The sequence below is a fragment of the Luteibacter sp. TLI7-4A genome (genome assembly GCF_056754745.1).
In genome coordinates this window covers 3194038-3217851 of the sequence record NZ_JBPGWO010000001.1, presented here as the reverse complement: position 1 = coordinate 3217851, position 23814 = coordinate 3194038, and the positions used below count along the sequence as shown (strand labels likewise).

Annotated in this window: 21 protein-coding genes; 9 read left to right on the top strand and 12 right to left on the bottom strand. The window is 67.9% G+C overall.

The window, feature by feature from the left end:
- Positions 1 to 37 precede the first annotated feature (37 nt).
- Entirely contained in the window at positions 38 to 478 is a 441-nt protein-coding gene (gene dtd / locus ACR9Y6_RS14185) for a D-aminoacyl-tRNA deacylase (protein WP_481281857.1), read from the bottom strand.
- A 77-nt stretch (positions 479 to 555) separates the two neighbouring features.
- Here dtd and ACR9Y6_RS14180 point away from each other — a divergent pair, with 77 nt between their 5' ends.
- Complete coding sequence (locus ACR9Y6_RS14180) at positions 556 to 1461, top strand: LpxL/LpxP family acyltransferase (protein WP_481281856.1); 906 nt, start codon at positions 556 to 558, stop codon at positions 1459 to 1461.
- Here the strand turns inward: ACR9Y6_RS14180 and ACR9Y6_RS14175 are convergent.
- From ACR9Y6_RS14175 to ACR9Y6_RS14160, 4 genes are all read right to left on the bottom strand, one after another.
- The gene (locus ACR9Y6_RS14175; RefSeq protein WP_481281855.1) at positions 1436 to 1759 is read right to left on the bottom strand and encodes a tetratricopeptide repeat protein; all 324 of its coding nucleotides are present in this window, start codon (positions 1757 to 1759) and stop codon (positions 1436 to 1438) included. The two genes, ACR9Y6_RS14180 and ACR9Y6_RS14175, sit on opposite strands and share 26 nt — an antisense overlap.
- The gene (locus ACR9Y6_RS14170) at positions 1756 to 3702 is read right to left on the bottom strand and encodes an ArnT family glycosyltransferase (protein ID WP_481282737.1); all 1947 of its coding nucleotides are present in this window, start codon (positions 3700 to 3702) and stop codon (positions 1756 to 1758) included. The genes ACR9Y6_RS14175 and ACR9Y6_RS14170 overlap by 4 nt, the downstream gene beginning before the upstream one ends.
- Positions 3703 to 3815: 113 nt before the next feature.
- A complete protein-coding gene (locus ACR9Y6_RS14165) occupies positions 3816 to 4814 on the bottom strand; it encodes a glycosyltransferase family 4 protein (protein ID WP_481281854.1) in 999 nt (332 codons plus the stop codon).
- A 3-nt stretch (positions 4815 to 4817) separates the two neighbouring features.
- Positions 4818 to 6074, bottom strand: a complete 1257-nt coding sequence (locus tag ACR9Y6_RS14160) for an O-antigen ligase family protein (protein WP_481281853.1) — start codon at positions 6072 to 6074, stop codon at positions 4818 to 4820.
- Positions 6075 to 6218: 144 nt separating this feature from the next.
- On the opposite strand from ACR9Y6_RS14160, the gene ACR9Y6_RS14155 reads away from it, so the two are divergent.
- The gene (locus ACR9Y6_RS14155; RefSeq protein ID WP_481281852.1) at positions 6219 to 7355 is read left to right on the top strand and encodes a glycosyltransferase; all 1137 of its coding nucleotides are present in this window, start codon (positions 6219 to 6221) and stop codon (positions 7353 to 7355) included.
- Here ACR9Y6_RS14155 and rsmB read toward each other — a convergent pair.
- The 3 genes from rsmB to def are packed head-to-tail and all read right to left on the bottom strand — an operon-like array spanning position 7316 to position 10082.
- Positions 7316 to 8635 carry a 16S rRNA (cytosine(967)-C(5))-methyltransferase RsmB gene (rsmB, locus tag ACR9Y6_RS14150; RefSeq protein WP_481281851.1) on the bottom strand — a complete coding sequence of 440 codons (1320 nt, stop codon included), beginning with the start codon at positions 8633 to 8635 and terminating at the stop codon, positions 7316 to 7318. The genes ACR9Y6_RS14155 and rsmB overlap by 40 nt on opposite strands.
- Positions 8632 to 9576 (bottom strand): methionyl-tRNA formyltransferase, encoded by a 945-nt coding sequence (fmt, locus tag ACR9Y6_RS14145; RefSeq protein ID WP_481281850.1) that lies wholly within the window; start codon positions 9574 to 9576, stop codon positions 8632 to 8634. The genes rsmB and fmt overlap by 4 nt, the downstream gene beginning before the upstream one ends.
- Before the next feature lie 2 nt (positions 9577 to 9578).
- Positions 9579 to 10082, bottom strand: coding sequence for a peptide deformylase (def, locus tag ACR9Y6_RS14140; RefSeq protein WP_481282736.1), 504 nt, complete (start codon positions 10080 to 10082; stop codon positions 9579 to 9581).
- A 203-nt stretch (positions 10083 to 10285) separates the two neighbouring features.
- On the opposite strand from def, the gene ACR9Y6_RS14135 reads away from it, so the two are divergent.
- From ACR9Y6_RS14135 to ACR9Y6_RS14115, 5 genes are all read left to right on the top strand, one after another.
- The gene (locus ACR9Y6_RS14135; RefSeq protein WP_481281849.1) at positions 10286 to 11440 is read left to right on the top strand and encodes a LysM peptidoglycan-binding domain-containing protein; all 1155 of its coding nucleotides are present in this window, start codon (positions 10286 to 10288) and stop codon (positions 11438 to 11440) included.
- A gap of 108 nt (positions 11441 to 11548) precedes the next feature.
- Positions 11549 to 12688 carry a DNA-processing protein DprA gene (gene dprA, locus ACR9Y6_RS14130; RefSeq protein ID WP_481281848.1) on the top strand — a complete coding sequence of 380 codons (1140 nt, stop codon included), beginning with the start codon at positions 11549 to 11551 and terminating at the stop codon, positions 12686 to 12688.
- A gap of 99 nt (positions 12689 to 12787) precedes the next feature.
- Positions 12788 to 15313: a DNA topoisomerase I gene (locus ACR9Y6_RS14125; protein ID WP_481281847.1), complete on the top strand. Its 2526-nt coding sequence runs from the start codon at positions 12788 to 12790 to the stop codon at positions 15311 to 15313.
- Between the two features lies 1 nt (position 15314).
- On the top strand, positions 15315 to 15884 hold the full coding sequence (gene tsaC, locus ACR9Y6_RS14120) for an L-threonylcarbamoyladenylate synthase type 1 TsaC (RefSeq protein ID WP_481281846.1): 570 nt from the start codon (positions 15315 to 15317) through the stop codon (positions 15882 to 15884).
- A 15-nt stretch (positions 15885 to 15899) separates the two neighbouring features.
- Positions 15900 to 17264, top strand: coding sequence for an AMP-binding protein (locus ACR9Y6_RS14115; RefSeq protein ID WP_481281845.1), 1365 nt, complete (start codon positions 15900 to 15902; stop codon positions 17262 to 17264).
- 7 nt (positions 17265 to 17271) lie between these two features.
- Here the strand turns inward: ACR9Y6_RS14115 and blaOXA are convergent, their stop codons facing one another.
- Positions 17272 to 18117, bottom strand: a complete 846-nt coding sequence (gene blaOXA / locus ACR9Y6_RS14110; protein ID WP_481281844.1) for a class D beta-lactamase — start codon at positions 18115 to 18117, stop codon at positions 17272 to 17274.
- 135 nt (positions 18118 to 18252) lie between these two features.
- On the opposite strand from blaOXA, the gene purD reads away from it, so the two are divergent.
- Together purD and ACR9Y6_RS14100 are read left to right on the top strand one after the other, a co-directional pair.
- Complete coding sequence (purD, locus tag ACR9Y6_RS14105) at positions 18253 to 19536, top strand: phosphoribosylamine--glycine ligase (RefSeq protein ID WP_481281843.1); 1284 nt, start codon at positions 18253 to 18255, stop codon at positions 19534 to 19536.
- A gap of 60 nt (positions 19537 to 19596) precedes the next feature.
- The gene (locus tag ACR9Y6_RS14100) at positions 19597 to 21471 is read left to right on the top strand and encodes an MFS transporter (RefSeq protein ID WP_481281842.1); all 1875 of its coding nucleotides are present in this window, start codon (positions 19597 to 19599) and stop codon (positions 21469 to 21471) included.
- Between the two features lie 13 nt (positions 21472 to 21484).
- On the opposite strand, the gene ACR9Y6_RS14095 is transcribed toward ACR9Y6_RS14100, so the two are convergent.
- The 3 genes from ACR9Y6_RS14095 to erpA are packed head-to-tail and all read right to left on the bottom strand — an operon-like array spanning position 21485 to position 23796.
- Positions 21485 to 22351 carry a beta-lactamase induction protein gene (locus tag ACR9Y6_RS14095; protein WP_481281841.1) on the bottom strand — a complete coding sequence of 289 codons (867 nt, stop codon included), beginning with the start codon at positions 22349 to 22351 and terminating at the stop codon, positions 21485 to 21487.
- Between the two features lie 52 nt (positions 22352 to 22403).
- Positions 22404 to 23390 carry an NAD(+) diphosphatase gene (gene nudC, locus ACR9Y6_RS14090; protein WP_481281840.1) on the bottom strand — a complete coding sequence of 329 codons (987 nt, stop codon included), beginning with the start codon at positions 23388 to 23390 and terminating at the stop codon, positions 22404 to 22406.
- Between the two features lie 13 nt (positions 23391 to 23403).
- Positions 23404 to 23796 (bottom strand): iron-sulfur cluster insertion protein ErpA, encoded by a 393-nt coding sequence (gene erpA, locus ACR9Y6_RS14085; protein WP_481281839.1) that lies wholly within the window; start codon positions 23794 to 23796, stop codon positions 23404 to 23406.
- Positions 23797 to 23814: the final 18 nt, after the last annotated feature.

Genomic DNA, 23814 nt, shown 5'->3' with positions numbered 1-23814 from the left:
GGAAGGATGGGGGGCTCGGCCCCTCGGACAGGACACCTCAGCGCACCTCCAGACGGAAGGTGACCGGGCCATCGTTGATCAGGTGAACCTTCATATGGGCACCGAAGCGGCCGGTTTCCACCCCCGGGTGGGCGATGCGTGCCAGGGCGACCAGGCGGTCGAACCAGCGCCGGCCCTCTTCGGGGGGCGCCGCCGTGGTGAAGCTGGGGCGCATGCCCTTGCGGGTGTCGGCGGCGAGGGTGAACTGGCTGACCAGGAGCAGGCCGCCGCCCGTCTCGGCGAGGCACAGGTTCATCTTGCCCTGCGCGTCGGAGAACACCCGGTAGCCGCGCAGGCGCTCCAGCATCCTCGCGCACTGGGCCTCGCCGTCGCCCGGTTCCACGGCCACGAGCGCGAGCAGGCCGGCACCGATGGCGCCCACCGTTTCCCCGTCGACCTCGACGCTTGCGGACTCGACCCGCTGGATCACTGCAATCATGGACAAGCTTAGCGGCGGACTGGCGCCAAGCTTAATGGCGAACGAGGCCTATTGGCAGGCGGGTTACACTTCGCGGAATGCGCCCGGACATCTATCTCCTTTATCTCCTGCTCAGGCTGGTGAGCCTGTTCCCGCTGCGTACGGTCCATGCCATGGGTGCCTGGATCGGCCGGCGCTCGTTGCGCTCCCATTCGCGCAGCGCCCGCTACAGCGCGGTAAACCTTCGCCTGACCCGTCCGGAGTTGTCCGAGGCCGATCGCGCCGACCTGCTGCGCCGGACCATGGAGGAATCGGGCAAGTCGGTGACCGAGGTGGCGGCGATCTGGGGTGGTGGCGCCGAGAAATCGCTGGGCATGGTCCGCGAAGTGGTCGGTGGCGAGTTGTTCGCCGAGGCGCTCGCCTCCGGCAAGGGCGTCATCGTGGCCGCTCCCCACCTCGGGTGCTGGGAGCTGCTGAACTACTGGCTATGCAGCAAGACGCCGATGGCCATCCTATACCGCCCGCCACGCATCAAGGCGATCGAGGCGTTGCTGCGCAAGGTGCGCGGCAAGCTCGCGCCCGAGCAGGTGAGGGCGGAAGGCGCCGGCGTGCGTACCTTGTTCAAGCGCCTGGGCGCCGGTGGCACCGTCGGCATCCTGCCGGACCAGAAGCCACGCGAAGGAGAAGGCGAGTTCGCGCCGTTCTTCGGCGTCGACGCGCTCACCATGGTGTTGCTGCCGCGGCTCGCGGCACGCACGGGGGCGACGGTGCTATTCAGCTTCGCCGAGCGCCTGCCCGATGGCGAGGGCTTTCGCATCCACGTGCTGCCGGCGCCGGAAGGCATCGACAGCACGGACCTGAAGATCGCCTGCACGGCGCTGAACCGGGGCGTGGAGCGTTGCGTGGAGCGCGCCTTCCCGCAGTACCAGTGGCACTACAAGCGCTATACCGCGCACGACCGCCCCGATCCCTACAAGCTCAACGCGGCCGCGAAAGCCGGTTGAGGAAGACGGTCATTTCCTTCGCCGCCTGGATGTCGCCGCGCCGGGTGGCGGTGTCGATACCGGAACGCCACGCGGTCGCGGCACCTTCCTCGTCGTCTACCGCCAGCAGGGCCTTGCCCAGCAGTTTCCACGCCGCGGAATAGTCCGGGTCGAAGGCCAGCGCCTCGCGGAACGACTGCGCGGCCTCCATGTACTGCCCTTCGCCGAGCAACGCGTTGCCGATCGAAAAGCGCAACAAGGCCCCGTCGCGGACGCCGCCGATTTGCGCGCGCAGCCGTTCGACGAGGGGATCGGTCACCGGAGTGCCGTCCGCGTACGCCAGTAATCCTGCGGATAGAGCAGGGTCGGTTGCCGCGGCTCGGCCGGAAGCCGGCCGTTCTGCAAGGCGTTGAGCGTCGGCGCGTCCCAGATCATGAGCCATCCCGTGCGCGAAGGCTGGATCAGGCGCGCGTAGCGGAAGGCGTTCGCAGGCGGATGCTTGGCGTAGGAGACCACCACGCCATCGGGATGGTGGCGGGCGAAGTCATCCAGTGTGTCCCCGTCGTGCACCACGTCGTCGTCCTCGTCCTCGTCCACCTGCGTCGGCATACCGGGCGCGACCTTCAACCGCGCGATCGGGTGCATCAGCCGGCCGGCGAAGTGGTACTGGCCGTTGTACGAGACACCGAGGTTGCCGATGGGCCGCCCGGCGGCATCCGCCTGGCCAAGGAACAGCGAGGCGGGAGTGAGGTCGTAGCGGTACCACAGGCCCAAGGTGAAGAGCGCGTTGAGCGCCACCGTGCCGATGAGGCCGGCGAAGGCCAGCCGGCGCATTTCGCCGCGGCCGCGAAGCAGCAGCAGTGCGCCCAGCACGATGAAGATCACGCCGAAGAAGCGCGCATACGGCGCCATGCCCACCAGCCAGATGTTGTCCGGGAAGCGCGACGGCACCACCGACGGCATGGCGAACAACGCGATGGCCAGCAGGAAGGCGCCCAGCGAAAGCGGCCATGTGCCCAAGGCGTAATGCGAAGCCAGCCCCTTGTGCCGTTCGCGCAGGTCGGCGACCGATGCGGCGACCAGCATGGTGGCGCCGGCCAGTTCGGGCAGCACGTAATAGAGCTGCTTGCCGGTGATCAGCGAGAAGGTGAGCAGGGTGGGCAGCAACCAGGCCACCAGGAAGCGCAACCCCGGTTCGAGCGGCTGCCGCGCAAGCGCCAGGAACAGCGGCAGCAACACCAGCACCACGAGGATCTTTTCTGCCCAGCCGGGGAAGTGGCCGCCCGCGGCGGACACGAGCAGGAGCAACAGCGATACGCCTGCGCAGGCCAGGGCGGCGGCGGTGCCCGCACGCCAGGGCCGGCGAAACAACGTGGTGGGCACGGCGACGAGGCCGCGCAACCAGCCACTGAGCGGGAACAGGAGCACCGGCAGGAAAAGGAAGTAGTACCAGGCCGGTCGCGCATGGTTCTGCAGGTCCTGGACCTTGGCGTCGACGACGCGCCCCGCGGTCTGGGTGAAGAACAGGCGCTGGCGATAGGCCTCGCCTCCTGACTCGCCGGCGGGAATCGCCCATGCCAGCAGGATCGCGAAGCCGAGCAGGAGGCCGAGGACGCCGAAGCCGTACCAGCGGGCCTTGTTCTGTCGGGCCCACTCGTTCCATAGCGGCCCGAGCAGGAACGGGAACAGCACATGCACCACCATCACCGGTCCCTTGGTGAGGAGACCGGCGCCGATCATCAGCCCGAACAACCACCATCGCGGTTGCGCCCGCGTGGCGGTAGGCGTGAGACAGAGCAGCGCGGCCAGCACCCAGACCACGAGGAGCACCTCGTACATGATCTGCAGGCCGAACAGGAACGCGTACGCCAGCGCCATCAACAACCACGGCGTGGCCTTGGCCACCCATGGCCGGGTGGGGAACAGGCGCGCCGCCAGCACCGAGGCGAGCACCAGCTGCACGCCACCGAAGATCACCTCGAGGATGCGCGGCCACACGTCGGTGACGCCGAACACGGCCCAACCGGCGTGGATCATCCAGAACAGCAGGGGCGCCTTTTCACTGTACGGGTCGCCGTTGATGTGTGGCACCAGCCAATGGCCGTGCGCCCACATCTCCCAGGCGACGGCGAGCGTGCGCGTGGAGAACATCGGCATCGGGCCGTGCGCGAAGATGGCGAGCAAGGCCATCGCGGCCCATAGCGGTAGCCATGGCCAGAGGGCACGGAGATGTTCCGATCGGGTATAGGCGCTGTTGGACAAGGGCGTCGTCACCGTTAAAGGATCATGAATTCTAAACGCACCATGGCGGGAATGGCTGACTTTAGTCCTACCGCTCCCCCCGTCTGTGCGGCGTGGACACCGCCGGGCACCGGCTACCCGAGCAGGTGGTCGAGCGCGCCGCGCAACCTGCCGGCGAACCCTGCCTGGTTGTTTTCGTACCAGCGCCGCGCGTTTTCCCCCAGGCGGCGCAGCTCCTGGTCGGGCATGCCGGCGGCACGCTCGACGCATGCCGCCAGGGCGGTCTCGTCGAATTGCCACAGCGCGGATGCGTTGAGCGTGCCGTTTTCGTGTGCCGCGACGAGCACGCCCCGGTCTTCGCCCACGAGCTCGTTCATCGGCGGCGCGTCCGTGGCGAGGACGACGGCGCCACAACTCATCGCTTCGACGATGTAGTGGCCCCAGCCTTCCGCTTCCGACAGGCACAGGTGGAAGGCATGCGCATTCTGCAGTCGCCGGATGTCCTCGATGTCATCGACATAGGTGACGCGGTGATCCAGGTTCGCGGCCGTGCCAGCTTGTTCGGCGCGCGCGGTGGAGGGCGATTGGAGCACGTGCAACGTGGGCCACTCAGGGTGGCGGCGCCAGACCTCAAGCAACCGTTCCGTTCCCTTCATCCGGCTGGCGCCGGCGAGGTGGAGGAAGTCGCGGTTTCGTTCGATGCCTTCGCGACGGCAATCGATGCTCTGGAACCCGATGACGTGCACCGGCAAGCCCTGTGCGGCGAAGGTGTCGCGGGCGATGGCGGTCTTGCACAGGATCGCGTCGAAGCGATGCAGCTGGCGCCGGTCGCGGCGCGAAAGCCATTCCGGGTTCGGCACGAGTGCGTTGCGTCGCGCGAGCGGCAGGTACGCCGCATGCACGTGTTCGAGCGTGATCCCCAGATCGTAACGGCGCGGTCCCCGCCGGGCCAGCCAGCGCGCGTGCATGCGCAGCCGTTGCCACCAGGCACGCCAGGGCAGGCCCCGGCTACGGCGCGGCACCGAGGTGATCGACACCTCGTGCCCCAGCGCGAGCAGCGCATCCTCCAGCAGGCGGATGTCGTGGCTGAGGCCTCGGCCGTTGTTCCAGGCGATCAGGTGGATGGAAGCCACGTTTCAGCGCACCGTGGCCGGTCGTTCGGCGGCATTCAGCAGGCGGCCGATGTAGACGGCGAGGCCCAGCGTGAGGAAGAAATAGAGCGAGTGCGGCATCGGGCGGTAGAACACGTTGTCCGTCAGCGCGCAGAGGGTGTACATGCACACGGTGCTGAGGCCCGCGCTGGCCGGCATGGCGATGGCGTTGTCCGGATGCAGCGCATATCGCAGGAAGAACACGAGGGCGGCGCCGAACAGCAGGACGAGCACGGCCAGCCCCGGCAGGCCGCCGGTCACCGCCCATTCGAGATATTCACTGTGCGGGTGGTCGTAACGTTCCACCGTGGCGTTGACCTTGCCCTCGGCGATGCGCGCCCGCGCATAGTCGCCGAACTGGTTCAGGCCCACGCCGGCCAGCGGGTGGTCGTCCAGCGCCATGGTCGCGGTGCGCCACATCTCCAGGCGTTCGCGAACGGCGCCGCTGGCGTCCTGCTCGCTGTACGTGGACATTTCCTCCGTCACCGCGGCGAAGCGGGTCAGCACCTCGCCATGCATGGTCGTCGCCGCGCCCGCGGCGGCGGCGATGCCGACCACGAGGAACAGAAGGCCTTCACGCCAGCGGCCGGTCCGGCGCGACTGGATCAGCACCACGACGACGAACACCGGCAGGAAGGCGAGGATCGGTCCGCGGCTCTGCGTCAGCAGGGCGCCGTAGATGCCCAGTGCGGCGCAAACGACGTGCAGTACGCGCTCGCCACGGCCGAGTTCGCTGCGCAGGGCCTGCACCACGGCGATCAGCGCCAGCACGAGCATGAACATGCCGAATTCGATGGCGCCCCACAGCCCGTTGTTGATCCCGTAGACGCGGTCGATGCCTTCGATGTAGTGCTGCTCCAGGCAGACGATCCCGAGTACGCCGGCGGAAGCGGCGAAGCCGATGCGCAGCACGATTGGCCGCAGCGGACTGGCGAAGCCGACGGCGATGACCAGGAAGGCGAGGATGTGCGAGGTGACGTCGAACTCACGCCAGTCGATGCCGTGGATGGCGACGTTCACCAGCCAGAACGCGAAGGCCAGCGCCGCCGTGCCCAGCACCCAGCGCGCACGACGGACGGCTGCGCGTGCCTCGGGATCGCGGATGAGCATCCAGGCGCCGAAAAGGAACAGGATGGCGGCGGGAATGGCCTTCGCCTTGATCGGGAGCGCGAACGACAGCGGCATCATCGCGATCAGCAGCGAGACGATCCATACGCGCCACGGGTTGGTTTTTTCGAGCACTCGGCACCTGGCTTGGATCGGGACGGCATGGCGGCTACGCCGCATGGCGGCCCAGATGGTACTTTACCGGACGGCCGATGCCGCTCAGAGGCGATCCTCGCGGGCCGGCCAGAATTCAGCTTCGGCAAGGACCGACCCAGGGCGATGAAGCTCCTTTTCACGAACTTCCACGACGGCGACGGCGGCGGTCACACCACTTACATCATCGGCCTGGCGCAAGGGCTTGCGGGGCGCCACGAGGTGCATGTCGCCGCACCGCCGGGCAGCCGCCTCAACCGCGAAGCGCGCACGATCGCTGGCGTGCGCGTGCTCGACCAGCCATTCCCGAACGGGCTTGGCCGTCTTCCGGCACGTCTTCGTGCGCGGCGACAGCTCGCCGACTACCTCCGGCGCGAGCGGTTCGACCTCGTCCACGTGAATGGCTCGGCGGACCATCGGCTGGTCATGTCGGCCGTGCGTGGCATGCGGCCTCGTCCCCCCATCGTCCTGACCAAGCACAACTCGAAACCCATGACAGGTCCCGGACATGCCTGGCGCTCGCGCTTCGGCACCGACCAGGTCATCGCCGTGTGCGACTTCGTGCGGCGCCAGTTGCTGGCCTCTCCTTACAGGCGTTGCCGCGTGGCCACGGTCTTCAATGGCGTGGACATCGACCGGTTCGCGCCGCGCGAGCCGGAGCCGGAGCAGCGCGTGGCGTGGCTGGCGCCGGACGCCGGGACCGATCCCCTGCTGATCGGCAGCAATGCCGGTACCGCGCGCTACAAGGGCTGGATGGATCTGGTCGAAGCGATGGCCTCGCTGGCGCCGGACGAGCGCTCGCGCCTGCGGGTGGTTCTCGCCGGTGGGATGCCCGGCGGCGAGGATCTCGCCCGGATCGAGGCGCTGGGTGTCGCGCCGCAGGTCCATTTCACGGGCCGGCTGGCGGACGTGCGCCCGATGGTGGCCGCGCTGGATGTGGGTTTCGTCTTGTCCTGGGACGTCGAGACGATCTCGTTCGCCTGCCGCGAAATGATGGCGATGGGCAAGCCGGTACTGGTCAGCGATTACGCGGGTCTTCCCGAGAACATCCGCCAGGGCGAAGACGGCTGGGTCGTCCCGGCACGCGACCGGATGGCCATCGCCGACGCCTTGCGTGCCTTGCTGGCCGCGCGCGCGTCGCTTCCCGCGATGGGGGCCGCCGCGCGCGCGCATGCGCAAGCCGAGTTCGGGATGGATCGCTTCGTCGATGCCACGGAAGCCGTCTATGCGGCGCTGGTGGCGGACTTTTCCAACAGGGCGTAGTACATGCCGTCGAGGTCACCGTCGCCCGGCAGGATCTGCCAGCCCACGGTGGCGGGCTGCCCCACGGGCAAGGTGAACGGCACAGCGATGGCATCGTCGCGGCCGGCGAGGAAGGCCGCGACCACGCCCTCGTTCTCCCGCCGCAAGAGCGAGCACGTGACGTAGAGCAGGCGCCCGCCGGGAGCCAGGACGTTCCAGCAAGCAGCGAGGATGCGTTCCTGCTGCGGGATCAATGCGTCTATGTCGCCCGCCCGCCGATGCAGGCGTACGTCGGGCCGGCGGCGGATCACGCCCGTGGCCGAGCACGGTGCATCGATCATCACGCGGTCGAAGAGGCGTCCGTCCCACCAGGCCTTGGTGTCGCCCGCGTCGCCGACGATGACCTCGGCTTCGAGCCCCAGCCGCTCCAGGTTCTGCCGGATACGAGGCACGCGGTGCGCCTCGGATTCCACCGCGACCAGCGACACCGCCGCCCGCTCCAGGACATGACAGGCCTTGCCGCCCGGCGCCGCACAGGCGTCGAGCACGTGCTGGCCATCGGCGAGGCCGAGCAGGTCGGCGGGAACCTGCGCGGCGCCGTCCTGCACGGCGAAATGGCCTTGGGCGAAACCGGGCAGGCGGGTGACGTCGGTGCTGTGCGGCAGGACCAGTCCGTCCTCCAGCCAGGGATGGAGATCGACCTCCTGGCCGGCGGCGCGCAAGGCTTCCGCCGCCTCGGCACGTGCCACGCGGCGACGGTTCGCGCACAACATCAACGGCGGTTCCGTGTTCGCGGCGGCGAGGACGTCGTCGACCTGCTCCGGCCAGTCGTTCGCGATCGCCTGTACCAGCCACGCGGGATGCGCATGGCGAGTGGCCGGCACCGCGTCGAGTTCGGCCAGCAAGGTTTCGCGTTCACGCTGCCACCGGCGCAGCACCGCGTTGACCAGCCCGGCAAGTCGTGGCCGGCGCAATTCGCGCACCGCTTCGACCGTGGCGGCCACGGCGGCGTAGCCGGGCAACTCCAGTATCTCCAGTTGCACCAGCCCGGCGACCAGCAGTGCATGCACGACGGGTTCGTTGCGCCGGATCGGCTTGTCGAGCAGGCGATCGAGCGCCGCGTCGAAGCGCGGCCACCAGCGAGCTCCCTCGTTGAGCAGCGCGGTGAGCAGGGCGCGGTCGCGTGAATCCGGCAGTCGGGGCAGGGCGCGGTCGGCGACCTCGCGCAGGGAGTGCCCGGAAAGGGCGACATCGGCCAGGGCTTCGGCCGCAAGGGCGCGTACCGAGATGGCGCGGCTCACGAGGCGGCCCGCTTCAGCTCCGGACGGGCGTTGAGGTAATCCGCCGCGCCGATCCGGCGCCCGCCGGCCCGTTGCACGGCGGTGAGTCGCAGGGCGCCTTCCGCGCAAGCCACGTCGATGCCTGCCCGGGAAGCCGCGATGACCTCTCCGGCGGGCACGCCGGGGACGCCGTCGATGGCGCGTGCGGACCAGATGCGCAGCCGCTCGCCCGCGACATCCGCTTCGGCAACCGGCCAGGGGTCGAAGGCACGAACCTTTCGCTCCAGTTCGGCGGCCGACAGCGCGAAGTCGAGGCGGGCTTCCGCCTTGTCGAGCTTGTGCGCGTACATCACGCCGTCCTCGGGCTGGGCCCGAGCGGCCAGGGTTTCACCGGCGAGCGTCCTGCGCAGGCCTTCGGAGAGTGCTTCCGCGCCCAGGACGGAGAGCCGGTCGTGCAGGCTGCCGCCGGTGTCGTCCGCGGCGATCGGCGTGCGCCGCTCGACCAGTACGGGACCGGTATCGAGGCCTGCCTCCATCTGCATGAGGTCGACCCCCGACTCGCTGTCGCCGGCGAGGATGGCGCGCTGGATCGGCGCGGCGCCACGCCAGCGCGGCAGCAGCGAAGCGTGGACGTTCCAGCAACCCAGCCGCGGAATGGCCAGTACCTTGCGCGGCAGGATCAGGCCGTACGCGACGACGACCATGAGGTCGGGCGCATAGGCCGCGAGTCGCTCGCGGTCGGCTTCGGCCTTGAAGGACTCGGGTTGCTCGACCGGGATGCCGGCGGCGAGCGCGGCTTCCTTCACCGGACTGGCGGCCAATTTGCGACCGCGGCCGGCGGGCCGGTCGGGCTGGGTGTAGACGGCGACGACGTCCGCGCCCGAGGCGCGGCAGGCCTCCAGGCAGGGCACGGCGAACTCGGGCGTTCCAGCGAACACCACCCGCAGGGAACGGCCGGCCACGATCAGGCGCTTGCCTTGCGCTGTTTTTCCATCCGCTTGAGCAGCATTCCGCGTTTCAGCGGCGATAGGTAGTCGACGAAGACCTTGCCGGCGAGGTGGTCCATCTCGTGCTGGATGCACACGGCCAGGGGGCCTTCCGCCTCGATCAGGATCTCCTTGCCCTCGACATCCCGGGCACGCACCTTCACGTGCAGGGCCCGGGTCACGTCCGCATAGATGCCGGGGAACGACAGGCAGCCCTCCTGGTAGACCTGCTGGCCGTCCTTTTCCAGGATCTCGGGGTTGATCAGCGCGAGGGGCTCGTTGCGGTCGTCGCTCATGTCGGCGACGAGCACGCGCTTGTGCACGTTGACCTGGGTGGCCGCGAGGCCGACGCCATTGGCGGCATACATGGTTTCGTACATGTCGGCGACGAACTGCTTGAGTTCGGCATCGAAGACGGTGACCGGGTCGGCGACGGTGCGCAGGCGCGGGTCGGGGAATTCCAGGATGGCGAGGGTGGACACGGTGTCACCTTGAACGTTCACGGGCCGCTGCGGCATCTGTGCCCGGATTTGCGGGCAAATCGGCGAAATCCAAGCAACGGCGTCTGTAGGATGGCCCCGTATTCTACGCCCGCGCCGGGGACCGGGCGAGCAGGCTTACGTATTGTGCCCGTTAACGATTCAGTTACACTCGCGACAGCACCGGGGAAGGGGGAAAACCCGCCATGATCAAGAAGTTCGCCATGCTGCTTGGCGGCATGTTTTTTACTGTGGCCGTCTATGCGGCGGCGGCCCAGATTCGTCCCGATCACCCCGACACCTACACGGTGCGCAGGGGCGACACCCTTTGGGACATTTCCGCCCGCTTCCTCAGCAAGCCCTGGCTCTGGCCGGAGATCTGGCAGGCGAACCCGCAGGTGCGCAATCCGCACCTCATCTATCCGGGCGACGTGCTCAACCTGTCGATGACCGGAGGCGGCCCGCGCATCGGCCTGCAGCCGCGCGTGCGCACCGATGGCGACGCCGTCCCGGCGATTCCGCTCAGCGAGTTGCGCATGTTCCTGAAGGAACTGCGGGTGATGGACGCCGACGAGGTCGAGCGCTCGCCGTACCTGGTCGGTTTCGAGGAGAACCACCTGCGCGCGACGCCGGGCAACAAGATCTACGCCCGCGACCTCGATTCCGCCCAGCCCGGCCAGCGCTGGGCCATCGTCCGTCCGACCAACCGTTTCCGCGACCATGGCGGTTCGGACGGTAACGTCGACATGATCGGCAACCCCTCGCACGGCTCGTTCGTGGCCGACGAACTCGACAGCGACGTCTCCATGGCGCCGAGCCCGTGGCGTGAGGATTCGCGCCACGACACGCATACGGGCAAGGGCGACGATCGCGGGGTCGAGGTATCGGTGATCGGCACGGCCGAGGTCATCGCGACCAATGGCGATGTCTCCAGCCTGGTCCTGGTCGACTCCACCCTCGAGGTGCGCAAGGGCGACCGCCTGATGCCGGTCGACGACAAGCCATACGACCCGTATTTCTATCCTCACGCGCCGAAGTCGATGCCGACGGATCCTCGCGTGATCGGTTTCACCGACGCCCTGAGCGGCGTGGGCAGCCGGCAGGTCATCTCCATCTCGGCGGGATCCGCCGATGGCGTCGACAACGGCACGACCTTCACCGTGATGAGCCAGGGCGAGAAGATCCCCGACGAGGTCAGCGGCAACTACAACCGCCGCGATACCTCGCGCAAGGTGCAGTTGCCCGACGAATTCGGTGGTCACGTCATGGTGTTCCGCACCTTCGACCATGTCAGCTATGCGCTGGTGATGGACGCGCTGCGTCCGTTGCGCAAGGGCGACCGCCTCGTCCTGCCGGAATGACGCAGGACGGTGGGGGCCATGAACCGCCTCCACCGCTGCGCGCACGCCCCACCTGAATTGGTGGCCTGTTCCGACAGGCAGCCCATGCGCGCCCTCTAAACTGCGCGGATGACCGACTCCGACGACCTCCGCGACTGGTTGATCCTGCTGCGCACCCCCGGCCTCGGGGCCCGGCGCATTCGTGAGGGTCTCGTCGCCCGCGGCGACGCGGCTTCCCTGCTCCGTTGGCTGGCGCGCCACCCGGATACCCTCGATGGCGAAGGCCGGGAGTGGATCGAGCGGCCGGACGAAGCCACGCTCGCCCATGACCTCGCCTGGCTCGCGGGCGACGGCCAGCGCCTGCTTCGGTGTACGGAAGAGGATTTCCCGCCACAGTTGGAGGCCATTCCCGATCCGCCGGCGGCCCTCTTCGTCAAGGGCGACGCATCGTTGCTCCTCCGCCCGCAGGTCGCGATCGTCGGTGCCCGGCGCGCCCAGGCGCCCGGCCTGGCCAATGCGCGGCGCTTCGCCGCGGAGCTCTCGGCGGGCGGGCTGCTGGTCACCAGCGGCATGGCCGACGGGGTCGACGGCGCGGCGCATGAGGCCGCGTTGGACGCGGGCCAGCCCACCGTGGCCGTGATCGGCACCGGGCCGGACAGGGTCTATCCCCGGAAACACCATGCCTTGGCCCGGCGCATCGCCGCCCAGGGCGCCATCGTCAGCGAATACCCGCCGGGCACGCCCGCGTTGGTCCACCATTTCCCCCAGCGCAACCGCATCATCGCCGGCTTGAGCCTGGGCGTGGTGGTGATCGAAGCGGGGCGCCGCTCGGGCTCGCTCATCACCGCCCGGCAGGCCGGCGAGCAGGGGCGGGAAGTGTTCGCGCTGCCCGGATCGATCCACAACCCCCTGGCCGAGGGCTGCCATGCCCTCATCGGGGAGGGCGCCCGCCTGGTCCAGAAGCCCGATGAAGTCCTCGCCACGCTGGCACCCGCGGCCTTGGAACTGGGCGCGGAACTGCGCGCCCGGCTGGAGCGCGGCGAGGGACCGGCCGGGGTCGGCCGGCGCAAGACCGGCCCGTTCGATTGGCGCCAGGATGAGGAATATCGCCGCCTGCTCGACGTCATGGGGTACGATCCCGCCTCCCTCGACGCCTTGGTGGACGCGACGGGCATCGCTCCCGGAGCGCTGTCGTCGATGCTGCTGATACTGGAACTCGAAGGCGAAATCGCGACGCTGTCGGGCAACCGCTACCAGCGCATGGTCTGATCGCCGACGCTTGACAGCCGTCACGGCGATATGTTTCCAACTAAATATATACATACGCTGGGGTCAACTCGCCCCCGCGATCCTCGGAATCGGTAACGCATGGCAAAGAACCTTCTCATCGTCGAATCGCCGGCCAAGGCCAAGACGATCAACAAGTACCTGGGAGCCGACTTCCAGGTGCTGGCGTCGTATGGCCACGTCCGCGACCTTCGGCCGAAGGAGGGCGCCGTCGACCCCGAGCACGGCTTCGCCATGGCCTACGAGGTGATCGACCGCAACGAGAAGCATGTCGACGCCATCGCCAAGGCGGCACGGGCGGCCACCAGCATCTATCTCGCGACCGACTTGGATCGCGAAGGCGAGGCCATCTCCTGGCATATCAGCGAGATCCTCCGCGAACGCGGCCTGCTGGAGGGCAAGGACGTCCAGCGCGTGGTGTTCAGCGAGATCACGCCGAAGGCCATCAAGGAGGCCGTGGCGAATCCGCGCAAGCTTTCGCACGATCTGGTCGATGCCCAGCAGGCCCGCCGGGCGCTGGATTACCTGGTCGGTTTCAACCTCTCGCCGGTGCTCTGGCGCAAGGTGCAGCGCGGCCTGTCCGCCGGTCGCGTGCAGTCGCCGGCGCTGCGCATGATCGTCGAGCGCGAGCTCGAGATCGAAGCCTTCAAGGCGCGCGAGTACTGGACCATCCAGGCCAACCTGACCCATCCGGAAGGCGCGTTCGACGCCCGCCTGGTCCGCCTGGACGGGAAGAAGTTCGAGCAGTTCGACCTCACCAACGAGGCCGATGCCCTGGCGGCGCGCGCCGCGCTGGAGAAGGCCGCCGCCGGCCGCTTCACCGTCGGCGAGGTCACCAGCAAGGAGCGCAAGCGCCGCCCGGCGCCGCCCTTCACCACCTCCACCTTGCAACAGGAGGCCGCGCGCAAGCTCGGCTTCTCCACCAGCCGCACCATGCGCATCGCCCAGGGCCTCTACGAGGGCGTGGGCTTGGGTAGCGAGGGCAATGTCGGCCTCATCACCTACATGCGTACCGACTCGGTGGCGCTCTCGGAAGACGCCGTGGCCGAATTGCGCGACCTGATTGGGCGCGAATACGGCAAGGGAGCGTTGCCAGGCGCCGTCCAGGTCTACAAGTCCAAGTCGAAGAACGCCCAGGAAGCGCATGAAGCCGTGCGCCCGACCTCGGCCATGCGCACGCCGCGCAGCGTCGCCTCCTTCCTCAACGACGACCAGCGCAAGCTCTACGAACTGATCTGGAAGCGCACGGTCGCCTGCCAGATGGTCCATGCCACGCTGAACACGGTTTCCGTGGAATTCCCCGTCGGCGAATCGGCGTTCCGCGCCACGGGCACCACGGTGATCGATCCCGGCTTCCTCGCCGTGTACGAGGAGGGTCGCGACCAGAAGGGCGAGGACGAGGACGAGCAGCGCCGCCTGCCCCGGCTCAAGCAGGGCGACGTGGTGCCGGTCTCGCAGATCGTGGCCGACCAGCATTTCACCGAGCCGCCGCCGCGCTTCTCCGAGGCGAGCCTGGTCAAGGCACTGGAGGAATACGGCATCGGCCGCCCCTCGACCTACGCCAGCATCATCCAGGTGCTACTCAGCCGCGAGTACGTACTGCTCGAAAGCCGCCGCTTCAAGCCCACCGACGTGGGCCGCGCGGTCAGCCAGTTCCTTTCGGGGCACTTCGCCCGATACGTCGACTACGACTTCACCGCCCGCCTCGAAGACGAACTGGATGCCGTCAGCCGCGGCGAGGAAGCCTGGGTGCCCTTGCTCGAACGCTTCTGGCTGCCGTTCAAGACCCTGGTGGACGACAAGACCGAGTCGGTCGACCGTAACGAGGCCACCGGCGCGCGCGAACTGGGCAACGACCCGAAAACGGGCAAGCCGGTGTCGGTGCGCCTGGGGCGCTATGGCGCCTACGCCCAGATCGGCAGCAAGGACGATGAAGCCAAGCCCACTTACGCGAGCCTGCGTCCCGGGCAGAGCATGCACACCATCACCCTCGAAGAGGCGATGGAGCTGTTCAAGCTGCCGCGAACCCTGGGCAAGTCCGACGCCGGCGAGGACGTCACCGTCGGCATCGGCCGCTTCGGGCCTTTCGTGAAGCAGGGCGACACGTATGCCTCGCTCAAGCCCGAGGACGACCCGTACGTCATCGAATTGCCGCGCGCGCTGCAGCTGGTGCAGGAGAAGCTGGAGGCCATCGCCAACCGGACGATCCTCGACTTCGGCAACGGCGTGCAGGTGCTCAATGGTCGCTACGGTCCGTACATCACCGACGGCGAGAAAAACGCGCGCATTCCCAAGGATCGCGATCCGAAAACGCTCACCGAGGCGGAATGCGCGGAACTGCTGGCCGCTGCCCCGGTGAAGAAGCCCCGTGGCGGTCGCGCGGCCAAGAAGACCGCGGCGAAGAAGACCGCCACGAAGAAAGCGGCCACCAAGGACGCGTCGGCCGTGAAAAAGACGGCGACGAAAAAGACGGCCACGAAGAAGGCCGCGAGCAAGAAGACAGCGGCGAAGAAGGCAGCCACAAAGAAGACGGCAACCAAGACCGCCGCGAAGAAAGCCGTCGTGAAAAAGACAACGAGCAAGGCGACCGCGCCCATCACCGACTGACATGCGCCGTTTCTCGCTGGCCGACATCGAACAGGCCGCCTCGCTCCTGCGCGATGGCGGCGTGCTCGCTTATCCCACCGAGGCCGTTTTCGGCCTCGGATGCGACCCGCATGACCGCACCGCCTTCGAACGCCTCTTCGCGCTGAAAGGCAGGCCTTACTCGCAAGGCGTCCTGCTCATCGCCGCCGATTTCCTGCAGGTGGCGCCGTATATCGACCTGACGAAGGTTTCCGCGAAGGCCCTGGAGCAGGTGCTCGCCTCCTGGCCCGGCCCGAACACGTGGATATTCCCCCGCAGTGCCCACGTGCCCGAATGGGTCGCCGGCATCCATGCCGGCATCGCACTGCGGATCACGGCCCATGCCCCCGCCGCCGCGCTATGCAAGGCGTTCGGTGGGGCCGTGGTGTCGACCAGCGCGAATCCCCATGGCGAGCCGCCGGCACGGGACCTGCCGACATTGGAGCGTTACTTCGGCGCCCGGCTCGACGGCGTACTGGACGCCGAACTCGGTGGCCTCGACCGTCCGACGGTCATCCGTGACGCCCTGAGCGGCGCTATCATCCGCGCCTGATAGGGGGAGAAGCCGTTGTCGTCGAACGTATTTGAGATTGCCGGACGGGCTCCCGGCCCGCGGCTGCCCTTGCTGGTGGGCTCGTTGTCACGGCCGGTCGCATGGCGCGCGGGACAACCCGTCAGCGCCGCGATGTTCCTCGGCCACGTGCGCCAGGTGGCCTCGCTCCTGCCGGACGCCGGCAGCGCGGTGAACCTGTGTGAAGACCGCTATGCCTTCCTGGTCGCCTTCGCGGCACTGGTCGTGCGCGGCCAGACCAATCTTCTTCCGCCGTCGCGCGCGCCGCACGCGGTCGACGAAGTGATGGCGGGACACCCCGGCTCGTATGCGATCGGCGAACTCGACCTGTCGCCCGCCCCGGCTGGCTACGTGCGAATGCCGGCGTTCGATGACGGCATGCCCGTGGAACCCGAGGTCCCGATGATCGCCGCCGACGCGGTGGTCGCCATCGGCTACACCTCCGGTTCCACCGGCAAGCCCAAGCCCAACGTGAAGACGTGGGGCAGCTTCGTGGCCAGCAATGCCGGGAACGCGAGCATGCTCGCGAAGAGCATCGGCAAGGCGTTCGATCTCGTCGCGACCGTGCCGCCGCAGCACATGTACGGCATGGAGATGTCGGTGCTGATGCCCCTGCTTTCCGAGGTGAGCGTGCACGCCGGGCGGCCCTTCTTCCCGGCCGACGTGGCGGCGGCGCTGGCGACGATGCCGGAGCCGCGCGTTCTCGTGACCACGCCCGTGCACCTGCGCGCCGTGGTGGAATCGGGCGTGGACCTGCCGCCGCTGGCGGCGTTCGTCTCGGCGACGGCACCCATGCCGGTCGAGCTGGCGACAATCGCCGAGGAACGCTTCGGTGCGCCGCTATACGAGGTATTCGGTTCGACGGAAACCTGTGTCTTCGCCAGCCGCCGTACGTCGACGGATGAGGACTGGACACTCTATCCGGGTGTCACGCTGCACCCGCAGCCCGACGGCACGCTGGTCGATGCCCCGCAACTGGGGGAAGCGATCACGCTGGCGGACATCGTTACCTTGCACGGCGAGGGCCGCCTTTTCCGCTTGCGCGGCCGCAACAGCGACCTGCTGGAGATCGCCGGCAAGCGCGCCTCGCTGGGCGACTTGAACCGGCGCCTCCTCGCCATCGACGGCGTGCGCGATGGCGTGCTCTTCCAGCTCGACGAAGCCGACTCGTCGGGCGTGCGTCGCATCGCCGGTCTCGTCGTCGCACCGGCAATGACCGAGCAGGCGGTGATGACGGCCTTGCGCGACGCCATGGATCCGGTCTTCCTGCCGCGTCCGTTGCGCCTGGTCGACGCGCTGCCGCGCAACGAAACCGGAAAGCTGCCGCGCGACCGGTTGCTGGCGATCCTGTTCGCGCGCTGACGCGCGGTCAGCGGGAGCCGAACGCGCCCATCGTCCCTAGTATCTCGCGCGCGATCGCCACCCGGTTGCCACCGTCCTCGGGTTTGGCGATGTCGATGTTCAGCGCGAAGAACCAGCGCTTGCCGCCGTGTTCGACCCAGCCGACATACCAGCCGATGTCGTCCGCCTTGGCCGGATCGGCATTGTTCTGCGCACCGTGCGTCGCCCAACCCGTCTTGGCGTGCAGCACATAATCCGTGCCGGCTTCGTAGATCGTGATGCGCCGCGCGATCTCTTGCGCACGTGCCGAGAAGGGCAGCGTGCCATCGGCCAGCCGCCGCAGGAAAGCGACCTGTTGCTCGGCGGAGATGCGCAATGCGCCGTCCAGCCAGAACCTGTCGATGCCGCCGCCGATATCCCGGTTGCCGTATCCCGCCTTGTCGACCCACGACTGCATCCTTTGCTGTCCGGCCCGGCGTGCCACTTCCTGGTACAGCCATACCGTGGAGTAGCGCATGCCACTGGCGAGGCTGTTGGCGCGATTCCATTCGGTCATCGGCTTGCCGCCCATGTCGCGGACCTTGCCGTCCCAGGCGATCGGATCGAACTCATCGGCGACCGCGCCGGTGTCGATGGCCACCATCGCGTTGAAGATCTTGAACGTGGAGGCGGGGATGTAGGCCTTGCGGGCGCGTGTCGCGTCGAAAACGTGTGTCGTTCCCGAGCCCTCCTCGTACACCATGAGGGTTCCGTGCACATGGGCGTCGGCAAAGACCTTGCCCCACTCCGGATGCTCCTGCCATCCGGCGGCGTGGGACGAGGTGGCTAGCACGAGGGCGAACAGTGCGGCGAGCAGATGGGGCAGGCGTACCATGCGGGCGATCTCCTTGGTCTGGGTGGGCCAGCTTCCTTCCGCCACGGGCAAGGCACGGGGCTCCGAAGTGGCGTTTCGCGGGCAGCGCCCGAAGACGCCGGGTAGAATAGGCGGTTCAATGTCTGGAGATACCCCATGAAAGTCCTCGTCATCGGCGGCGGCGGGCGCGAGCACGCGCTGGCCTGGAAGCTCGGCCAATCCGCGCGCGTGGACGAAGTGATCGTGGCTCCCGGTAACGCCGGCACGGCGCACGAACCGGGCATGCGCAACGAAGCCGTGGCGGTGACCGATATCGATGGACTGGTGGCGCTGGCGAAGCGCGAAGCCGTGGGCCTGACCGTCGTGGGCCCGGAAGTGCCGCTGGTCGCGGGTGTGGTCGACCGCTTCACGCGCGAAGGCTTGCGTTGCTTCGGTCCGGGCGCCGCGGCGGCACAGCTCGAAGGTAGCAAGGCGTTCGCGAAGGACTTCCTGGCTCGACATCGCATTCCCACCGCGCACTACGCCGTGTTCACCGAACTGGCGCCCGCGTTGGCGCACGTTCGCGAGCAGGGCGCGCCCATCGTCATCAAGGCCGATGGCCTGGCCGCGGGCAAGGGCGTGGTGGTGGCGATGACCCTCGACGAGGCCGAGGCGGCGCTGCACGACATGCTTGGCCAGCAAGCCTTCGGCGATGCCTCGTCACGCGTGGTGATCGAGGAATTCCTCGACGGGGAAGAAGCCAGCTTCATCGTGATCGCCGATGGCAAGAACGCCTTGCCGATGGCCACCAGCCAGGACCACAAGCGCCGCGACGACGGCGACAAAGGCCCGAACACGGGCGGCATGGGCGCCTATTCGCCCGCGCCCGTGGTCACCGACGAGGTGTCCGCCCGCGTGATGCGCGACATCATCGAGCCGACGCTCGCCGGCATGGCCGCGGACGGTGCTCCCTTCATCGGCTTCCTGTACGCGGGGCTGATGATCGACAAGGCGGGCGCACCGAAGGTCATCGAGTTCAATGTCCGTTTCGGCGACCCGGAAACCCAGCCGATCATGTTGCGGCTCACCTCGGACCTGGTCGACCTGGTCGAGGCGGCGCTCGATGGCCGGATCGCCCAGGCCACGGCCTCGTGGGACCGCCGTCCTTCGCTCGGCGTGGTGCTGGCCGCGGAAGGCTATCCGGGCAAGGTCCGTTCCGGCGACGCCATCGAAGGCGCCGACACCGATTTCGGTGCGGACGTGAAGGTATTCCACGCGGGGACATCGGAAGGAACGGACGGCAGGCCGGTCACGGCGGGTGGCCGCGTGTTGACGGTATGCGCGCTTGGCGACGACTTGGTCCAGGCACGCGAGAAAGCTTACGCCGCGTTGGGTGCCGTCCGTTTCCGCGGCGGCTTCTATCGCCACGATATCGCCCATCGGGCGCTGGCACGCGGTTGATCCAAGGGGCGCCGGTGTGCTCGGCTACACTGGCGTCCATCTTTTCGCAGGGACCACGGCATGTCGCAGTTCTCCCTACTCGCCAAGCGCCGCTTCGCGCCGTTCTTCTGGACCCAGGCGCTCGGCGCCTTCAACGACAACGCGTTCCGCAACGCGATGGTCATGCTGGTGGCGTTCCAGATGGCCTTGCCGGATGCGCAGGTATCGCTCTACACGAACCTCGCGCCGGCGTTGTTCATCCTGCCGTACTTCCTGTTCTCCGCGACGGCGGGGCAGCTTGCCGAGAAGTTCGAGAAGACCCGAATCATCCGCTTCGTGAAGCTGTTCGAGGTCGCCGCCATGGCGATCGCGGCGATCGGGTTCTTCACCCACCACGTGTCCTTGTTGCTCGTCGTCCTGTTCCTGATGGGCGTGCATTCCACCGTGTTCGGGCCGATCAAGTACTCGATCCTGCCGCAGGCGCTGGAGCGTAGCGAACTCGTCGGCGGCAACGCCCTGGTGGAGACGGGCACCCAGCTCGCGATGCTGACGGGCATGATCCTCGGCAACTCGCTGATGCTGATCGCCGGCTACGGCACGCTCGCCGCGTCGCTCACCACGATAGCCATCGCATGCACGGGTTATGTCGTGAGCCGCTCCATCCCGACCGCGCCGGCGACGGCCCCCGACCTGCGTTTCAACTGGAATCCGTTCAGCGAAACCTGGCGTGTGCTGAAGATCACCCATGAAGACCGCGCGGTGTTCAACGCCGTGCTGGGCATCTCGTGGTTCTGGTTCTTCGGTACCGTGATGATCGCGCAGTTGCCGAACTACACGCGGCACACGCTCGGCGGTGATGGCTCGGTGAATACGCTGGTGCTGACCCTGTTTTCACTGGGCACGGGTATCGGTTCGCTGCTGTGCGAGAAGCTTTCGGCCAGGCGTGTGGAAATCGGCCTCGTACCTATGGGCGCGTTCGGCCTCACCGTGTTCGCCGTGGACCTGTTCTTCGCGCGCCCGATGGTCACGCCGGGTGCGGGCCTGGGTTGGCTCGCCTTCGCCGGTACGCCGGGCGCATGGCGGGTGATGCTCGACCTGACGATGATCGGCGCTTTCGCCGGATTCTACGTGGTGCCGCTGTTCGCCTTCGTGCAGAGCCGCGCGCCGCGCGAGCGCCTGTCGCGCATCATCGCGGGCAACAACATCGTCAATGCCTTGCTGATCTGCGTCGCGTCCGGTTTCGGCATCGGCTTGACCGCCCTGGGGTTGGACGTTCCCACCATTTTCCTGATCACGGGCATCGTGAACGTCGCGGTGGCGGTGTACATCTTCACCCTCGTGCCCGAATTCATGATGCGCTTCATCACCTGGGTGCTGGTGCGCACGCTCTATCGGGTTCGCGTGGACGGCCTGAAGAACGTGCCCGACGAAGGCGCGGCGCTGGTTGTCTGCAACCACGTGAGCTTCATGGACCCGTTGATCCTCATGGCGAACGTGCGCCGGCCGATGCGATTCGTCATGTATTACAAGATATACGACCTGCCCATCCTCCGTTTCGTCTTCCGCACGGCAAGGGCGATTCCCATCGCCGGGCGCAATGAAGATCCCGCCTTGATGGAACGCGCGTTCGAACAGGTGGACGAGGCACTGGCGAACGGCGAAGTGGTCTGCATTTTCCCCGAAGGCGGCATCACCCGCGACGGCACGATCCAGAACTTCCGCCCGGGTGTCGATCGCATCCTCGCGCGCCGGCCGGTGCCGGTGGTGCCGCTGGCCTTGCGTGGCATGTGGGGTAGCATCTTCAGTCGCCGCGACAGCGCGTTGCGCCGGGCACGCCTTCCTCGCCGCTTCTGGTCGAGGATCGAACTGGTGGGCGGTACGCCGCTCCCCGCGGCCGATGCCAACGCGGCCGTGCTGGAGGCGCGCGTCATCGAACTCCGCGGCGACAAGCCCTGACGAATCGCCGGCTTCAGGCGAACCAGGCGGCCAGGACGATCACCGCGACCACGGCCAGCCACACGATCAATACACGACGGATGACGCGCCGGGCGTCCTCCAGTTCCGCGATCGGATCGCTCACGTCCTGCACGTAGCCGTCGCCAGCCTCCACGTCCGCATCGACGCCGGCGCGAGCGACAGCGCCGAGGAAGTCGGGTTCGAGACGGGAGCGCGGGCTGCCCGAGGTGTGATGCCACTGCCTCCAGGCGCCCATCACGGCGTCGAAATCCGACACCAGCGCCATGGCGAAGACCATCAGGTGGGCCGGCATCCAATCGAGCGCGTCGGCGACACGACGCGCGGCGTTGCGCGTGGCGGCGTCGAGTGCGAGGGCGGCCTCGCGGCCGAGGATTTGCGCGAGGCGATAGCCGAGCGCGCCGCAGGGACCGAGCAGGAAGAACCAGAACAACACGCCGAAACGCCGGCGCAGGGCGCCGTAGAACGCGGCTTCGACCATGACGGGGGCGAACCATGTCAGCGGCGCGTCGTCGTGGCGCAGGGCGGCGATGGCTTCGTCGCGGCGCACGGCGTCCGGCGCGCGCAGGATCGCATCGATGTCGGCCTCGATCTCGCGGGGGCCGAGGGCATAGACGAGCACGATCACCGCGAAGGCGAGCCAGCCCAGGTCGAAGAAGGGGAGCGAGCGCAGGATGCCCGCGAGGATGGCGCATGCGACGACAGGCACCAGCAGCACCACGGCGACGCGTCCCGGACCTGACGTATCGCCCAGCCGGTTCACCCAATGGCGGAACCAGCGGTCGTCGCGCCAGCGAGCCAGCTGCGGGACGCTCCAGGCGACGACGAGGGCGATGAGGACGGCGAGGAGACGTAGAGCCATGGTGTCGGGGAATCCGCGAGTCGTTGCCCCGATTGTAGGCGAAGCGTCGCCGTCAGCGACGAGACGCGTTGGCGACCAGTTCATCCAGGTGCACGCCGCGCAGGCCCAGCCAGTGTTCGATCAGCCGGTACGACACCGAGAGCGGCGGCGGCACGCCGAGCGAGCCCGAGGTCATGCCCTGGACGATATCGTCGACGGTGAACCAGCGGGCATCCTCGAGTTCGTCATCGCGCAGGCGGATCTCGCGTGTTCTGGCGGTCGCGGTGAAACCCACCATCAGCGAGGCGGGCAGCGGCCACGGTTGCGACGAGTGATAGGTGGCGTGCAGCACTTCCACCCCGGATTCCTCGCGCACCTCCCGCTTGACCGCGTCTTCCAGCGATTCGCCGGGTTCGATAAAGCCGGCCAGCGTGGAATAACGGCCGGGCGGCCAGCCGCGCTGGCGGCCGAGCAGGCAGGCGTCGCCGTCTTCCACGATCACGATGATCGCGGCGTCGGTACGCGGGAAATGCATGTGCGGGCCGTCTGGGTTCGTGCACTGCACGCGGTGGCCCGAGGCCACGACCAGGGTGGGCGACCCGCATTGGCTGCAGAACCGGGTCTGCCGCTGCCAATGGGTGATGCCCTTCGCATAGGCGAACAGGCCGGCTTCGAAGGCGGGAAGAATCAGTCCGGCCTCACGTAGCGACATGCGCCGCGCCCCGGTCAGGGCAATGAAGAGTTCGGCATGCGCTTCGTCGACCACGAGCGTGAACCAGGCGCTGTCGTTCGCCAGGCCGAGCAGGGTGGAGGGAAGGTCGCCGAAGCGCTCGGAACGCATCGCCGGCGTCATCCAGTGCGGCATATCCGCCTCGGCCTGGACGAAGGCCTGGCCTTCGCTGTCGAGCACGAGGAAACGCGTGCCTGGCGAGCGTTCCGTTTCCTCGACCCAGAGGCGGTCGTCACGTCGCTCGGCCATGCGGTCGATGTCGATGCCGGCGAAGACGTTCTCGCGGGCGCGGCTGGCGACCGCCTTGTCCCGCTCCTGCTCGACGCTCACGCCCACCGACCGGTCATGCGCTGAACGAGGAGCCGCAGCCGCAGGTGGTCTTCGCGTTGGGATTGCGAATGACGAATTGCGATCCGCTGAACGATTCGGCGTAGTCGATTTCCGCGCCGGTGAGGTATTGCAGCGAAAGCGGATCGACCACCAGCGTCACGCCTTCGCGGGACACGGCCAGGTCGTCCTCGGCCTGTTCCTCGTCGAACGTGAAACCGTACTGGAAGCCCGAACAGCCACCGCCGCTGATGTACACGCGGAGCTTGAGGCCCGGATTGCCTTCCTCTTCGATCAGCTCGTGCACCTTGCGGGCGGCGGCTTCGGTGAAGACGAGCGGCGCGCCCGCGGACCGATAGTCCGGTGCCGAACTCGGGGCCATGGGAAATGGGTTATTCATGCTGCTCATAATGGCGCCGTTCCGTGT